This window comes from Qipengyuania sp. NPDC077410 (genome assembly GCF_044543405.1).
In the GTDB taxonomy this organism is placed as follows: domain Bacteria; phylum Pseudomonadota; class Alphaproteobacteria; order Sphingomonadales; family Sphingomonadaceae; genus Qipengyuania; species Qipengyuania pacifica.
The window spans coordinates 1279056-1293990 of sequence record NZ_JBITWB010000001.1 but is presented as its reverse complement, the minus strand read 5'-3'; the positions used below and the strand labels follow the sequence as shown (position 1 = coordinate 1293990).

Here is a 14935-nt window from a genome sequence, read left to right as displayed (position 1 = left end):
GGGGGCTGCATGACGACCGAAGCCGAGGCGTTGGCCAATATCCTTGCATGGACCGCAGACAGCCCAGGCTGGCAACGCGATGCGTTGCGCAGGCTTGCGGCAGAGGGTAGTGTTGATGCCGCCGGGCTCGATGAGCTTGTAGCCATCTGCAAAGGCGACGGTCAGGCAGTACCGTTAGAAGCGGCACACTTGCGCGACCCCAACCGCGATCAAGGAGAAGTCTATCTGCGGCAGGTGCATGACGTGCGAAATGTTAACGCCTTGGCTCCCGATCAGAGGCTATCTCTTCACCGTGTTGGACTGACCATAATCTATGGCGATAATGGATCAGGAAAATCCGGTTACGCCCGTATCCTGAAACGCGCATGTCGGGCACGCATCTCGGGGCGTGGCGAGGAGATCATACCCGACATCTATGACGCCCAGCCCGGCACCCCGAGCGCCACCATTGAATACGCGATCAGCGGCCAGAACCGCACATGCGCATGGCAGCTTGGCCAGCCCGCCGATACGGCGTTATCCGCTGTAAGCGTTTTTGACTCCCGCACCGCCAACATCCATGTCGATGAAACCAACGACGTAGCCTACACGCCACTCCCGCTCAAGCTGCTGAGCGCCCTAGCCCAGCTTTGTAAGTCGGTGAAAGATAAGCTCGCCGCTGAGATCACCCAGCTACAGGCGCAGACGCCGCAGAGCATTAACACCCCCACATGCAGCCCCACCAGCAAAGTCGGTCAGCTTCTTGCGCGCCTTGCCGCAAATACCGATCCAGCCGCCGTGGAGGCGCTGGCGACTCTTACGCAGGCCGAACAGGACCGGCTGGCGCAACTCACCGCCGACCTCGCCGGTGATCCTGCGCGCGCTGCCCGCCAGCTTGCCGCGCTTAAAGCCAAGGTCGAAGGATATATTGCTCAGCTGGACGTACTGGTTGCTGCCATCAGTGATGATGGCGTCACCTCGCTCCGCCGACTGGCGAACGATAGTGAAGCGGCGCGGCGAGCGGCGGAGGCCGCGTCGGGCGCGTTGTTTGCAGGCGAGCCGTTACCCCATATTGGCTCCGAGGTGTGGCAATCGCTGTGGGAAAGCGCGCGGGCCTTTTCGGTTGAGGCGGCCTATCCCGAGCGGGATTTTCCCGTCACCGATGCCGGCAGCGTTTGCGTTCTGTGCCAGCAGGAACTGACCCCGCAAGCCGCCGACCGCCTCAATCGCTTCGAGAATTTCGTGCGCGACGACAGCCAGCAGCGAGCCGATGCCGCACGCGCAGCCTATGACGACGCCGTTACGGCATTCGCGGGAAGCGGACTGACTCTGGCCGAACTCACCGCCATCGTGGCGACCATCCGTGACGATTTGCGTCAGGATGCGCTGGCCACCGAAGTCAGACGTGCGGGCGTACACGCCCTCTGGCGTCATCGTCAGATCCGCCGCCGTCATGCCGACCCCACCGCCATCATCGATGCGAAACTGGTCGCTTTGCCGCCTAAGGCTTTGGTCGATCAGGTGGCGGACCTTGATGCGCGAGGCGAAGCGCTTGCGGTAGAGGCCGATTCCCCTGCGCGCGAGGCGCTGATCGCCGAGCGCACCGAGCTTGCCGATCGCCAATGGCTTAACGGCATCAAGGCAGACGTGCTGGCGCAGATCGAGCGCCTGAAACAGATCAAGGCGCTCGAAGCGGCACAGCGCGACACCGCGACCAACCGCATAACTACGAAAAGCACGGAAGTTGCGCAGGCATTGGTAACGGACGCGCTGCGCGCGCAGTTTGCGCGTGAGGTGGCGAGTTTCGAGATTGCAGGGCTTGCCGTCGAGTTGCGCCAGCAAAACAGCGTGCAGGGCGTGCCACGCTTCAAGGTTGCGCTGACTCGCAAGCCCACTGCATCGGTGGGGCAGGTCTTGAGCGAGGGCGAGCATCGATGCGTCGCCTTGGCCGCGTTCATGGCGGAACTCGCCACGACCGAGAACAAATCCGGCATCGTATTTGACGATCCTGTGTCCTCGCTCGACCACATGCACCGCGAGGCCGTTGCCAAGCGGCTGATCGCGGAAGCGGCGAACCGACAGGTCATCGTGTTCACGCACGATCTGGCTTTTCTGTTCGAGCTGGATCGAGCTGCGAAAGAGGTGGACCCTACTCCGCAGGTTGCCATAAGTTCTGTCAGTCGCGGCACCGAAAAGGCTGGTTTCTGTCGTAGTGAGCCTCCCTTCAAGGCACGGCGCGTCACCGACATTACCACAAGCCTGACCAACCAGCTCGCCAATGAACGCTATCACTTCGATCAGGGCGATCAGGACAAATGGCGTGAAACGGTAAAATCTATCGCCGGATCGCTGCGAGACACGTGGGAAATCGCGGTTGAGGAAGCGGTAAGTCACGTTCTTCGCCGTCTGTCCAACGAGGTAAAAACGCCCGGCCTCGTCAAGCTGACTGCGATCACGATCGCTGACTGTGAGACCATGCGCGATGGTTTTCAGCGGTGTTCTGAGTTGCTGCATAGCACCGCACCTGCGTTGAATCGCCCGCTTCCAAACCCAGATGCCCTTGACAGTGAAATAAACACTCTCGCCAGATGGACCGATGATTTGCGTCAACGTCAAAACGCGGCTCGATTGCCGTAAAGTGACCGACATGAGCGAACCCCTCGTTTAATCTTATCCAACAAATGGAAAGCTACCCTTCCGGGCAACCTGCTCTATCTCGCAAAGCTCGACTGAACCCGCTTTGCGGTTTCATCCCACCCGGGTGACGATCAGGAGCAGTTCGAAGCAGAGCGGGAATTCCTGGTGGACGCGCTCTGTCCCACGCATTCTGCGCTCCTGAGGGCGCGGCATTCCTGAGCTAACCCGCAGGCACTCTTGCCTCTTTCATTGCCGGAGGCCCGCTGGCGCACTGATCGCGTGCGCAGGACCTCCGTCGGCTTCGCGCCGTTGCAAGGGTGCCGATGTTCTCTGGATCGCCGGGCGATCCCTGGCGGGAACACCAAAGGCTTTGCCCTCTCGTTCCCGAAACCGGAAATAGACGCCCCCGTGTGGCGGGCTGTGCCCGCTGGCCCGCGCCAGGGCATCGATTCCGGTTTTCCCTCCCCCTCCCATCCTCGCCGGAAGGCAGGCCGCATGCCGCGTGTCGGATGCGGCTTTCAGCCGAAGGAGGGCAGAAAATGGGTGACCTGATCTTGAACTACCGCGCATGCGGAGCCGAGTGCCGCGAGGACTGGTTGCGAATGCTGGCCAATGAGAACGGTCTGCCCTTCGGAACCGTGCAGCGCTTGGCCGAGGAACTGGGCGAGCGTGAGGATTTTGGCGAGCTGGTCGAACTCTGCGAACTTGGCGGGAGGGCGGTGCAATGAGTACTGGCGCCCTTTCCCGCAGCGAGCGCATTGCGCGGCTTAATGACCGGGCGCGGCAGGCGATGGGCGTTGCATGCGTTGCTGTGGCAACCGAAGGCTTTCGAGCCTTGTCAGAGGCAGATCAGTCGCGGGTGCGCGAGCTGATCGAAACCTTCGACGCCTTCACGCCGGACAACGATCCTTACGGTGAGCGCGATTTCGGAGCGATCTATCAGGATGGCGAAGATCGCTGGACGACCACGCGACCTGCGCGGCCTGCCGAAACCGTGTTCTGGAAGATCGATGCCTACGACCGCGATTTGCATTTTGGCAGCGATGACCCGGCCAATCCTGCGGTGACCCGGCGGGTGCTCACCATCATGCTCGCCAGTGAATATTGAGGGGCGGCAGTCCGCGCGCCGCCTGACAGGTCAGGCGGCGCGTTGATCGACGAAGCAATGTTCGTTGTGCCAATCGAGAAAGGCTGGCTCGGGATCGAACCGGATTGCTGAGCGCAGAGTCGCGTCCTCGAATTGCTGGAAAAAGTCGCGCGTCTCGCGGCTCTGGCTTTCGCGCAATTGCCGCGAGACGCGAATGCGCCGTTGGCGATCGACCGTGATCAGCCCCCGATCAAAGGCGCGGTCGAGTGTCGCTGAAAGCAGCAAGCCATTGGCGGGGTTGTGCCGGTTGTCGCTGTCCTTGCCCCATGGCTTGATGTGGCTTGCGGTCAGAAGGCGGGGATCGGCGATGCCGGTGATGCAGCAGGTCTCTTCGTAATTGGCGAGCACCGCGCGGCGGAAGAAGTCTTGGCCGACACGCTGGTTCACAAGCGCCTGTGTGGTGGACTCGCCTTGATAGGTCTCGAACCGGAATTCACTGCGCTTCTCATTGAGGCGCGATGGTGCGGGCGATGGGTCGAATTGCCCGATCTGTGCAGCCCATAGGTCTTCGGCCCGCGAGACGAGACCTGTCCAATCTTGGCCGAACTCCGCATAGGCCGCGCGATCCAGCTTGGATGCGCCGTCCAGGCCCTTGCGTCCGCTGTCGGTGATCTTTGGATCAAGGCTGGCGAAGTTGCACAGCTTCATCGCGACCGAGCTATTCGTGCGCCCGAGCGCTGCGGCAAGCTCCTGGATTTCCGGATTGCCCGAGTGCAGCTTTCCGAACGGCAGCTGGAAGTAGAGATACAGCGCAAGCACCGTCTCCTCTTCGCTCCAGCGTTTCCGGGAACTGCCCTCGATTGCCATTGCGAAGGTTTGGGCGAGAGTGATCGCAGGCGCAAGTGTGGCGGTTTGCCATGTGTTTGCATGCCTTTCGATCAGGCGGGCTCGTTCTTAAGCACCCAATTGGCCGCACGCGGTCAGCCTTCAATGCCCGGCCCGCGCCGGTTTCCCCGGCCTTCGCTGGGGTCACCCGTGTTGGACATGAATCCTGCCCTTGGCCGTGCGGCCTTCCTGTTTGGTGCAACGAGCCACCAGACACGAAAGGAAATCATCATGGCACGCAGCAATACCGCACCCTCGCAGGAGACCAATCCGCCGGACTTCCTAGCCTGGCATGTCGCCAACAAGGGCGACAAGGGCTTTTGGACCCGCATCGGAGCCGCGTGGTTTCACCGCGACCGTAAAGGGCTTTCGCTGCAGCTTGAAGTGGTGCCGATCAATGGCCGGATCGTCCTGCGCACGCCGCTGGACGACGAGAAGAAGGAACCGGGCGCTTAGCGCCCGGCCTTCGGGCGGATCGACTAGGACGGACAGATAGAAGACCGTCGATTGTCGTAGTTTTCTGGCGATGTTGCGGACATCGTCGCCATAAAGATCGCTTCGAGCACCTAGCGCCAAGTTTGCAGGATTGTTATATTCGTCGTGGAGGTAATGGCGATGGCGAAGCAAGGTCAGCACGTAGTTCGAAGTTCAACTGGTGGTTGGGCGGTGAAGAAGGCTGGCTCATCCAGAGCGAGCAGCGTGCACGACACCCAAGCCGAGGCGATCAAGGCTGCAACAAGGATCGCTCAGAATCAGAAGACGGAACTTTACATCCAGTGACGTGACCCCCAGCTTTCCCCCAGCTGGGATTAGAGCCGGGCGGTTGTTTTGCGCATAAGCGCGATTGAAGCAATGGGCTGCGTAGTGGAGCCCGTAGGGCGTAGCGAAGCAGGCCATTGCTTATCCAGTTCGGCGGCGAACGCCGCCGGTGTTGCGTAGCCAAGCGATGAGTGCGGTCGCTCCCGGTTGTAATCATCCACCCAGGCGGCGATCTCGACACGGGCATGGGCCATGCTCATGAACAGCGTCTCGTTGAGCAGTTCGTCCCGCATGCGACCGTTGAAGCTCTCGACATAGCCATTCTGCATCGGCCTTCCGGGCGCGATATAATGCCACTCGACGCCGATCTCGCCGCACCATGCCAGCACGGCGTTGCTGGTGAGCTCGGTTCCGTTGTCGCTGACGATCATGCCGGGCTTGCCACGCTGGGCGATCAGCTCGGTCAGCTCTCGAACGACACGGCGACCAGAGATCGACGTGTCCGGCACCGCTGCCAGACACTCCCTTGTCACGTCATCGACCACGTTGAGCACCCGGAACCTCCTGCCCGACGCCATCTGGTCGTGCACGAAGTCCAGGCTCCAGCGCTGGTTCGGTAAGGCGAGCACCGGAGCAGGTGCCCTCGTGCCGACTGCGCGCCTGCGACTGCGTCGACGCCTCACCGCCAAGCCTTCCTCCTTGTAGAGCCTCTGGGTCTTCTTCCGGTTGATCATGATCCCCTCCCGGCGCAGCAGGATGTGCAGACGGCGATAGCCGAACCGCCGTCGCTGGTTGGCCAGCTCGCGCAGCTTCTCACGCAGATCGGCGTCATCGCCCCGGGTGGAACGGTAACGCACGCTCTTGCGATCGGCATCGATGACACGGCACGCCCGCCGCTCGCTCATCCCGTGGCATGCCTGAAGATGAGCGACAGCTTCCCGCTGCGCGGCGGGCGTCAGAACTTTTTTGCCAGAAGATCCTTCAACGCCGCTTTGTCCAGCATCGTGTCGGCCAGCAGGCGCTTGAGCTTGGCGTTCTCGCTCTCGAGCTCCTTGAGCCGCCGGGCATCAGACACCTCCAGCCCACCATACTTCGACTTCCAGTTGTAGATCGTCGCTTCCGAAACCCCGTGTCGCCGGGCCAGGTCGGCGGTCTTCGCTCCCGCCTCCGCCTCCTTGAGCACGCCGATGATCTGCTCTTCTGAAAACCTCGTTCTCTTCATCTCGTCCGTCCTTCTGTCAGGGCCGGACTCTAATCCAACTTGGAGGAAAATCAGGGGGTCACGTCAATCTGCTCTGCTACCTGAAAATTGGTCCATTTCTGGATAGAGTTTTCGGCGATGGACTTCGCATCCTTGCCTAACCCAAGACTTTCGATTGCCCTTTAGGGCATCGTAATTCCAGGACTCATGAACGACGTAATGTTGCATTATAGGCGATTCATCCTTTCCCTGGCGACGACTGGAGTTGGCGCGCGGTGAACGAAAGCATGCGCGCTGCTATTTCTCGCTCACCCATCACGATGTCCGGAACGCCAAGCCGCTGCAGATGCTCGACTGTCCGTCGTCAAAACATTTGGCACAACTCGCGGCGTAGGATTGCGGAGTGCGGGCCTCGTCTGGGTTTGATGTTTAGGCGGCGAGCTTGCGGTGTTGCAAGCGCCGATGTTCGAGTGTCTTTCGCTTGATCCTTTCTCGTCGTTTGATGATGGCGGCAGCCCTGCCGAAGTAGGCATCGGCAGGCGTCACGTTGTCGAGGCTTTCGTGATAGCGCTGGTGGTTGTAATGCTCGACGAACGCCTCGATCTGCTGTTCGAGGTCGCCAGGCAGGAAGTAGTTTTCGAGCAGCACGCGGTTCTTTAGCGTTTGATGCCATCTCTCGATCTTGCCCTGGGTCTGCGGATGGAAGGGTGCACCGCGCACATGGCTCATCCGGTTCGCTTCGATGTATTCGGCCAGTTCCCCGGCGATGTAGCTGGGACCGTTGTCGCTCAGCAGACGTGGTCTGTGCAGCACATTGGCATGGTCGCAGCCTGAGGCTGCCAGAGCCATGTCGAGCGTGTCGGTGACGTCCTCGGCTCGCATGGTGGTGCAGAGCTTCCAGGCGATGATGTAGCGCGAGTAATCGTCGAGCACGGTCGAGAGGTAGACCCAGCCCCACCCGATGATCTTGAAGTAGGTAAAGTCGGTCTGCCACATCTCGTTGGGGCGCGTGGTCTGGGTGTGGAACGCCTCTGCCGCCTTGATCACAGTATAGGCCGGACTGGTGATCAGATCGTGGGCCTTGAGCAGCCGGTAGACGGTGGCTTCCGACACGAAGTAGCGCTTCTCGTCAGTGAAGCGCACCGCCAGTTCCCTTGGGCTGAGGTCAGTCTGCTCCAGCGCCATCTCGACGATCTGATCCTGAACCTCGGGTGCGATCCTGTTCCACACGCGGATCGGCGTCGATGACCTGTCTGCCAGCGCCTCCGGCCCGCCTTCAAGGTAACGGTCATACCAGCGGTAGAAGGTGCGCCGTGCGACGCCGAGCTGGTCCAACGTGCGCTTGGCCGGGAGATGCGATTGCTCAACGATCCTGATGATCTCCAGCTTCTCGGATGCGGGGTATCTCATGCGTCGTCTCCCCCATCCGCGATCATGCTTTTTTTGAGCAAGCGGTTCTCCAGGATGAGGTCGGCCACGCATTCCTTCAGATCGCGGGCCTCACGGCGCAGATCCCTGACTTCGTCCGTAGTCGCTGCACGGGCGGTGTCGCCAGCCAGGCGGCGTTTGCCGGCCTCCATGAACTCCTTGGACCAGGTGTAGTACAGGCTCTGGGCAATGCCTTCCTTGCGGCACAACTCAGCTATCGAGTCATCGCCGCGCAGGCCTTCCAGCACGATCCTGATCTTGTCTTCCGATGAAAAATGCCGACGGGTCTTGCGGCGGATGTCCTTGACCACCTGCTCGGCAGGCAATTTGGACCTTGAGGATTTGGGCTTCATCTTCGTTCCTTCGTCACTACGACGAAGCCCAAATCCTCCTTGAATCACAACCTCAAATCTGTGCCATAGGTGCTGACGGGGGACATACCGATCAGCATGTCGCGGATGTCCGGGCCGGGATCGGCGGTCGGCAGCATAAAGCGCTGCCCACGCAGATCAGTCCAGTTGACAGTGTCACGCTCATAGAGTGCGTGACCCTTCGACATCGCAGCGACGACGTGCTCGCTCCAGAACGAGGCGTGCCGACAATCATCGCGGGCGATCTCGCCCATCAAGATGGCTATATCGATCTCGCCGCTGTCGAGACCCGCGAAAAGTGCACTGCGGTCCGATTCGACGCCGTTGATTTTAAGGTCAGGGTTCTCGCGTTGCGCGGCGACCAGCGTAGCACGAAGGTTTCCAGCAGAGACGGAGTTGTTGAACCCGACAACGAAACCTCCTGCACGGCCACTGCCCGCCACGCGCGTGTTGGCGATCATCCGGTCCGCATTGGCGACCATAGGTCGGGCGCTGCGCAGAAATCGCAACCCGGCGGTCGTTGGAGCTACACCCGAGTGTGACCTCAAGAATAGCTGAGCGCCGACCGATCGTTCGAGCTTCATAACTGAGCGACTGAGCGTTGATTGTTCAACATCAAGGGCGCGGGCGGCGCGATAAAAGCTGCCGTGATCCGCTGCAGCGATTGCATATCTTAGTTGACGAATGTCGAATGCCAATTACGAGCCCCGGATGTTGACGGTACAATCATCACTTTCCTGATTTCGAGCTGGCGGACTGTGCGCCAAAGAACCACGCGTACAGAACGGGCACCGCGCCCAATGTGATTGCCAGAGCAAACACCAAACCAAACGCGATAGCGCTGGCCAAGCCGTAGAAAAGCACGTCCTGTCCGATGATGAGCGGTAGGAGTCCGAGGATCGTGGTGATCGTCGTCATCAGGATTGGTCGGAACCGGCGCATGCCGGCCTGGACCACCGCTTCGGCTACTTGCTCAACGTCAGCATCGTCGCGCGTTTTGCCTTCATCGTGTGCACGTTTCTCCGCTTCACTGCGCTCGATCTCGCAGCGGTCGACGAGAACGATGGCATTGTTGATGATAATGCCAAACAGAGCGAACAGGCCGAGGATCACCATGAAGCCGAAATCGGCCTGCATGATATGAAGCCCGGCTGCCGCACCGATCACGCCCAGAGGAACGACTAGGAGAACGACACCGGCCTGTCGGAACGCACCGAACTGGATCACCAGCATGATGACGATCAGCCCCATCATCAGGGGCAGATTGGCGAGCAGCGCGCTGGTGCCTTCCGAGCTCTCGGCGATAATGCCGTCCCATTCTATATGATGACCCGGCGGCAGCATCGCCTCGAGCTCGTCGAGCTTGTCCTGCACCATCGGAACCATGTCCTGCGGGGTGACCGAGGTAGGACGCGCTTCGACCGTGAGCGTCTTGATCAGGTTCTCGCTCTGGATGCGTCCCCGTTGCGGGACAAGCGAAGCCATCGCTACTTCACCCAACTGTACGACCGCTCCTTCCGCCCCGACAAGCGTCACCGCTTCCAGTCGGGCCGGATCGGTGCGCTCGATTTCGGGAGCACGAATGACGATCGGCGCGAGATCATCGCCGTCGCGATAGACGCCTACGGATTGCCCCGAGAAATAGGTCGTGAGCGCACGCGAGACGTCGGCCGAGGTCACGCCCGCCGCACGCGCGGCCGCTTGGTCGACCTCGACCCTGTATTGCATGGACGGTTCTTCCCAATCGGAGAAGATGTCGATCGTCCCTTCGACCTCGCGCAGGATGCCCGCGAGCTTGTCGCCCGTTTCAAGCAGGACATCGGGGTCCGGGCCGCGAACCTGCACCTGGATCACGTTGGGATCGCTCGGCCCGAGGAACATCCCCGCGATCCGCATCCGAGTGTCGGGAAAGGCCACGGCCATGTCCTGCCGCAATTGCTCGACACCGGCATCGCGCACCTCCGCGTCCTTCGCGTTGATGACGAGGAAACCCCTATTGGGGGCTGGGTCCGATGGTGCGAGCGACAGCACGAAGCGCGGTCCCCCAAACCCTGAATAGGAAGCCACGCTGTCGAAGTCTGGATAGCGCTCGTCATCGTCAATGAACTCGGAGATCGCCTGAACCTTTTCGTCCATCGCAACGCTCGAGGTTCCTACGGGCATGTCGGCATAGACGAGTATCTGCGCACGGTCGGACGAGGGGAAGAATTGTTGCGGAACCAGCTGCAGCGATGCCGCTGCGATAGCAAACAGCGCGGCCATGCCGCCAAGATAGAGCTTGCGATGCGCGAGCGCCCAGCGAAGAAGCTTCTCGTAGCGCGCCGATCCCCAGTCGAACGTTTCGTCAACCTTGGCCCTGATCTTGCCCTTCTGTTGCTCCTCGGGTGGCCTGGCGAACCAATAGCACAGGGTGGGGATCACCGTGACCGCGATCAGCCAAGAGCTCGACAGAGCGATCAGGATGACGAGCGAAATGTTGCGCGTGTATTCACCCGATTCCTGCTGCGCGAGCATGAGCGGCAGGAACACAAGGATAATGGTGAGTGTCGACGCGAGGAGCGGCCCGGCGAGTTCTCCGCCCGTCTGACCGATAGCCTTGCGCCGGTCGATGCCTTCGGCGAGGCGCTGTTCGAAATCCTCCGCGATCACAATGCCGTTATCGACCAGCAGGCCGAGCGCGATAACGATGGTTGCAAGGCTCATACGCTCTAGCTTGATGCCGTACATGCCCATGATTGCGAGTGTGATCAGCACGACCGCAGGAACCACTGCGCCGATTACGAGCCCCGTGCGAAGGCCAAGGAAGAGGATCATGGTCGCAAGCACGATGGCGAACGTCTGGAGGACGTTGAAGCTAACGCCGTAGACAGCGTTCTTCACCTGCTCGGCCTGCCAGGTCATGGTTTCAAGCGTTATGCCCGCGGGCAGCGACTGGCGCACGTTGTCGATCGTTTCCTGCGCGCGATCGGCGTAGTTGATCACGCTTTGCGCCTCGTCCATCGAGATGGCGAAGACGATGGCAGGATCACCGTTGAAATAGGCGCGCTGCAACGGAGGATCGATAGATCGTTTGCTGACCTGCGCGTAATCGCCGAGCCGGATGGTCCCTGCCGGGCCGAGGTCGAGATAAAGGTTTCTGACGTCTTCAAGTGTTTCGAAGGCGCCCGACGGTTCGATCGACAATCGGCGGCTTTCGGTCTCGATTGCGCCACCGGGCGCCACGACGTTCTGCTGTGCGAGCGCCGCAGCGACCGCATCGAGCGGAACGCCGAGTTGGGCGAGCACCGCATTGCTCATCTCGATATAGACCCGCTCCTGCGGTCGACCCAGGATGTCGACGCGCTTGGTGCCGGGAATGGTGTAGAGCTGGTCGCGCACATGCTCCGCAAGATCGCCCAGCTCGTCCATCGGGAAATCGGCAGATTGCAACGCCAGCGTAATGACCGCGACATCGCCGAACTCGTCGTTGATGATTGGCGCCATCGTACCTTCAGGGAACTGGCCCACAGTCTCCTCGACCTTTTCGTCCAGTTCGTCCCACGCCTGATCAAGATCGTCGGTGGCGAAGGCGACTTCGGCATGGATAATCGATTGTCCCTCCATTGAAGTGGCACGCACTTCGTCGACCTCGGGCATCGTCTTGATAGCTTCGGCGAGCGGGGTGGTGATGAGGGTCTCGACCCGTGTCGCGTCCATCCCCGGATGCGCGGTAACGACCACGGCTTCGCGGATAGTGATCGTGGGGTCCTCGCGCGCGGGAAGCGTGAAATAGCTCGCGACGCCGTAGATCATCGCGAGCACGACGATGAGTAAAACCGCCGCGCGGTAGCGGAAGCCGAGTTCCGAAAGATTGCTCACGATGCGAACCGCCGCGCGCCGGCGCCGATCAGACTGACGCGCTCACCGGTTTGCAGAAAGGCTGCTCCCTTGCTGACGACGACGTCGCCGCTCTTCAGCCCGCTCGTTACCGTAACGCGGTTCTCGCTCGCCGCTTCGAACCGGATGGTGCGCGCGGAAACTTTATCGGTTTGCGTGTCGACGACCCATACCTCTCCGCGATCGGGACCGGTGGGCATGATGGCGGTCAGCGGTATCGCGTAAGTGGCGGACTGTGGCCGCGGTTCTTCGTTACCGGCGTCGCGAGACAGGCGAACCTCGGCCACCTCGCCGGGCTCGATCGTCCCTTCACCGGCCATCACCCGTGCGACGATTTCGAAGGCGCCCGGCCCGCTGCCGCGGCTGGAAATCTCGGTGATGGTCGCCGCAAGAGCTGGCACGTCGCGTCCCGGTCGGAGCACCTCGACCGATTGACCGGTGGCAAGCCGATCGCGCAGCGTTCCGGGGACGCTGAAGACCACTTCGGTTCCGAAACCGTCGAGCTCGAGCACCGGCTGGCCGGGGGAGACCTGGGTGCCCGGCTCGACGATCCTGCGCGCCACACGACCCGAAAAGGGGGCGCGCAATCGGGTATCGGAAAGCGTCTCGCGCGCCGAGCCAGCCTGCGCCTGCCCGGCATCTAGAAGGGCCTCGAGACTGTTTACCTCGGCATCGGCGGTCTCCAGCCGCGTCTCGGAGGTTGCACCCTCGGCAAAGAGCGCGCGCTGTCGCTCCGCTTCCTGTCGGGCGCGCGCAAGCCGCGCGCGGGTTTCGACGACCTGCGCGTCGGCAGACGCGGCATTGAAGCGATAGGTCGCGGAATCGAGTGTCGCGACCACCGCGCCGCGTCCGACCCGATCGCCGATCTCGGCGCGTACGGAGGTGAGGGTCCCACCGACTTCGAAGCTGAGTGACGCGCGCTGTTCGGCGCGTACGCGCGCCGGGAAGGTCACTTGATCGTCGGATGTGGTTTCCGAAGCGCCGACTTCGACCCAGGCGACAGGTCTGGGCTCGGGCGGTTTTTCCGTTTCGGAACAGCCAGCCAGCAAGAAGGCTGACCCAAAAAGGGCGAGGGTATGTTTCACGATGGGTCTCCCGATGGTGCGGCCTGCCAGCCGCCGCCGAGTGCGGCGTACAGCCCCGCCATGGCAAGACTCGCCTGGCGATAGGCAATCGCTCGGCCGCGTTCCGCATTCCGCAGACCCCGCTCAGCCTCTTGCAAGCGAAGCTGGTCGATCGCGCCGTACTGGAACTGGATGCGGGCGAGGCGGTAATTTTCTGCCGAAAGGGTCGCGGCGCGCTCGCTCAGTGCAAGTGCCTCACGTCCCAGGTCGTAGCGGGCGATGGCCGTCTCGGTTTCCTCGAGCGCGGTTAGAATGCTTTGCTCGTAAGCAAGCGCAGCCCGGCGCGCTTCCAACTGAGCGAGATCGATTTCCGCGCGGATTCGACCGCCTTCGAAGACGCGCCACGACAAAAACGGCACGATGGAATAGCTGGTGCTGTCGCCATCGAAGAGCGTATCTAGCGCGATCGATGAGAAGCCCCCTGCCGCGTTGAGGCGCAGCTGCGGGAAAAGCTCGGCCCTCGCGACGCCAATCTCGGCGGTCTCGGCCGCCAGTTCGCGTTCAGCGCGCGCGATATCGGGGCGCCTTCGGAGCAGATCGGCGCGCAGGCCGACAGGCACGTCGAGCAGCGCGACCTCGTTCCGATCCTCGGTCGCGAGCGCGATCTCTCGTTCCGGCAACTCGCCGATCAGCGGCCCGAGAGCCAGGGCAGCAGCCCTTATCTCGACATCGAGGCGCGGAAGCTCGGCTTCGATGCGGGCGAGCTCGCTTTCAACGAGCAGCAGGTCGGCACGCGATATTTCGCCCTCGCGAAGCTGAATATTCGAGAGCGCCAGCAGTTCGCGCTGCGCCGCGATGCTGGCGAGAAGCGCGCCGCGCTCGGATTGGTATCCGATCAGGGCAAGATAGGTCGAAGCCGTCTCGATGGCCACGGCGAGCCGTGCACCGTTGGCGGCTGCAATCGCGCCTTCGATGCGCGCATCGCCCGCTTCCAGAGCGCGGCGCGTTTGGCCCCATAGGTCGATCTGCCAGGCGAGCGACCCCCCGACATCGTAGATTTCAAGTTCTCGCTGAAAGCCGGGGATCTGTGCAAAACCCGGATTGGCGTTGAGGCTTTGCTGCAGCGCGGTGACGGAGGCATCGGCTCCGACCGATGGAAGCGCGGAAGCCCTGATTTGCGCGCGTCGCGCCCGCGCTTCCTCGACCCGAAGGAGTGCCTGTCGGATCGTCAGATTGTCCTGCAGCGAAGCTTCGACCAGCCGAGTGAGCACCGGATCGCCCAGATTGCGCCACCAGGCGATGAATTCCGCTTCGGCGACCGGTACGCTTTCCCGATCGATCCAGTCGGTCGCTGCCGCCTCGATCGGAGGCCGCTCGTAATCAGGACCGACCGTGGCGCAGCCTGCCAGACCCGCCGAAAAGACGGCGGCTATCCATCGGCGATGGTGTCGTGGTCGCATTGTGAGTCTGATCATAATGGGCTGGCCTGCTAGGCGATTCGCTCTGAACCGTCCAGTACAATCTAGAACGAATTTGCTAAGTCAGCCGCTTGTTCCTGAAGGATTTCAGCAGCGGCTCCTGCGCGAAAGTCGCGTTAAAGCGCCGATAAGAGACGAAATATGTCGGATAACTTGGCGAGAGATCAATA

12 protein-coding genes and 1 pseudogene are annotated in these 14935 nt (G+C 61.6%); 5 read left to right on the top strand and 8 right to left on the bottom strand.

Translation table 11 applies throughout. The annotated features are described in order from the left end of the window. The first annotated feature begins 9 nt into the window (after nt 1-9). The 3 genes from ACIGGE_RS06345 (at nt 10) to ACIGGE_RS06335 (ending at nt 3724) form a co-directional block, all read left to right on the top strand. Nucleotides 10-2616, top strand: coding sequence for an AAA family ATPase (locus ACIGGE_RS06345; RefSeq protein ID WP_151884738.1), 2607 nt, complete (start codon nt 10-12; stop codon nt 2614-2616). Between the two features lie 539 nt (nt 2617-3155). Beyond that, nucleotides 3156-3344, top strand: coding sequence for a hypothetical protein (locus ACIGGE_RS06340; protein WP_066842348.1), 189 nt, complete (start codon nt 3156-3158; stop codon nt 3342-3344). Then, the gene (locus tag ACIGGE_RS06335) at nt 3341-3724 is read left to right on the top strand and encodes a DUF3768 domain-containing protein (RefSeq protein ID WP_066842346.1); all 384 of its coding nucleotides are present in this window, start codon (nt 3341-3343) and stop codon (nt 3722-3724) included. Before ACIGGE_RS06340 ends, ACIGGE_RS06335 begins: the two co-directional genes overlap by 4 nt. A 30-nt stretch (nt 3725-3754) precedes the next feature. Here ACIGGE_RS06335 and ACIGGE_RS06330 read toward each other — a convergent pair whose 3' ends face one another. After that, nucleotides 3755-4570 carry an HNH endonuclease gene (locus ACIGGE_RS06330; protein ID WP_066842344.1) on the bottom strand — a complete coding sequence of 272 codons (816 nt, stop codon included), beginning with the start codon at nt 4568-4570 and terminating at the stop codon, nt 3755-3757. Between the two features lie 249 nt (nt 4571-4819). On the opposite strand from ACIGGE_RS06330, the gene ACIGGE_RS06325 reads away from it, so the two are divergent. Together ACIGGE_RS06325 and ACIGGE_RS06320 are read left to right on the top strand one after the other, a co-directional pair. After that, nucleotides 4820-5044 (top strand): hypothetical protein, encoded by a 225-nt coding sequence (locus ACIGGE_RS06325; protein ID WP_054525419.1) that lies wholly within the window; start codon nt 4820-4822, stop codon nt 5042-5044. A gap of 153 nt (nt 5045-5197) precedes the next feature. Then, entirely contained in the window at nt 5198-5368 is a 171-nt protein-coding gene (locus tag ACIGGE_RS06320) for a DUF2188 domain-containing protein (RefSeq protein WP_083987518.1), read from the top strand. A gap of 29 nt (nt 5369-5397) precedes the next feature. On the opposite strand, the gene ACIGGE_RS06315 is transcribed toward ACIGGE_RS06320, so the two are convergent. The 7 genes and pseudogenes from ACIGGE_RS06315 to ACIGGE_RS06285 all read right to left on the bottom strand — a co-directional run bounded on the left by ACIGGE_RS06315 (nt 5398) and on the right by ACIGGE_RS06285 (nt 14762). Then, nucleotides 5398-6569 (bottom strand): IS3-like element ISEli1 family transposase gene (locus tag ACIGGE_RS06315; protein WP_155805911.1). Its coding sequence is split into 2 segments (ribosomal slippage): nt 5398-6317 and nt 6317-6569, totalling 1173 coding nucleotides; the frame shifts between segments, so codons are not numbered across the junction. A gap of 408 nt (nt 6570-6977) precedes the next feature. Further along, nucleotides 6978-8329 (bottom strand): IS3 family transposase gene (locus ACIGGE_RS06310; RefSeq protein WP_151884740.1). Its coding sequence is split into 2 segments (ribosomal slippage): nt 6978-7991 and nt 7994-8329, totalling 1350 coding nucleotides; the frame shifts between segments, so codons are not numbered across the junction. 44 nt (nt 8330-8373) lie between these two features. Beyond that, nucleotides 8374-8856: a LysR substrate-binding domain-containing protein gene (locus tag ACIGGE_RS06305; protein WP_397489937.1), complete on the bottom strand. Its 483-nt coding sequence runs from the start codon at nt 8854-8856 to the stop codon at nt 8374-8376. A gap of 12 nt (nt 8857-8868) precedes the next feature. Then, nucleotides 8869-9045: pseudogene (locus ACIGGE_RS06300) on the bottom strand (LysR family transcriptional regulator); the annotation flags it as partial. Between the two features lie 31 nt (nt 9046-9076). Further along, nucleotides 9077-12205: an efflux RND transporter permease subunit gene (locus tag ACIGGE_RS06295; protein WP_397489719.1), complete on the bottom strand. Its 3129-nt coding sequence runs from the start codon at nt 12203-12205 to the stop codon at nt 9077-9079. Further along, nucleotides 12202-13308, bottom strand: a complete 1107-nt coding sequence (locus tag ACIGGE_RS06290; protein WP_192796942.1) for an efflux RND transporter periplasmic adaptor subunit — start codon at nt 13306-13308, stop codon at nt 12202-12204. The genes ACIGGE_RS06295 and ACIGGE_RS06290 overlap by 4 nt, the downstream gene beginning before the upstream one ends. Further along, nucleotides 13305-14762, bottom strand: coding sequence for an efflux transporter outer membrane subunit (locus tag ACIGGE_RS06285; protein ID WP_151884736.1), 1458 nt, complete (start codon nt 14760-14762; stop codon nt 13305-13307). The genes ACIGGE_RS06290 and ACIGGE_RS06285 overlap by 4 nt, the downstream gene beginning before the upstream one ends. Between the last annotated feature and the right edge of the window lie 173 nt (nt 14763-14935).

Bases quoted from the DNA above. Each gene is read 5' to 3' on its own strand.
- ACIGGE_RS06345 (WP_151884738.1), top strand. From the start codon at position 10: ATGACGACCGAAGCCGAGGCGTTGGCCAATATCCTTGCATGGACCGCA.
- ACIGGE_RS06340 (WP_066842348.1), top strand. From the start codon at position 3,156: ATGGGTGACCTGATCTTGAACTACCGCGCATGCGGAGCCGAGTGCCGC.
- ACIGGE_RS06335 (WP_066842346.1), top strand. From the start codon at position 3,341: ATGAGTACTGGCGCCCTTTCCCGCAGCGAGCGCATTGCGCGGCTTAAT.
- ACIGGE_RS06330 (WP_066842344.1), bottom strand. From the start codon at position 4,570: ATGGCAATCGAGGGCAGTTCCCGGAAACGCTGGAGCGAAGAGGAGACG.
- ACIGGE_RS06325 (WP_054525419.1), top strand. From the start codon at position 4,820: ATGGCACGCAGCAATACCGCACCCTCGCAGGAGACCAATCCGCCGGAC.
- ACIGGE_RS06320 (WP_083987518.1), top strand. From the start codon at position 5,198: ATGGCGATGGCGAAGCAAGGTCAGCACGTAGTTCGAAGTTCAACTGGT.
- ACIGGE_RS06285 (WP_151884736.1), bottom strand. From the start codon at position 14,762: ATGATCAGACTCACAATGCGACCACGACACCATCGCCGATGGATAGCC.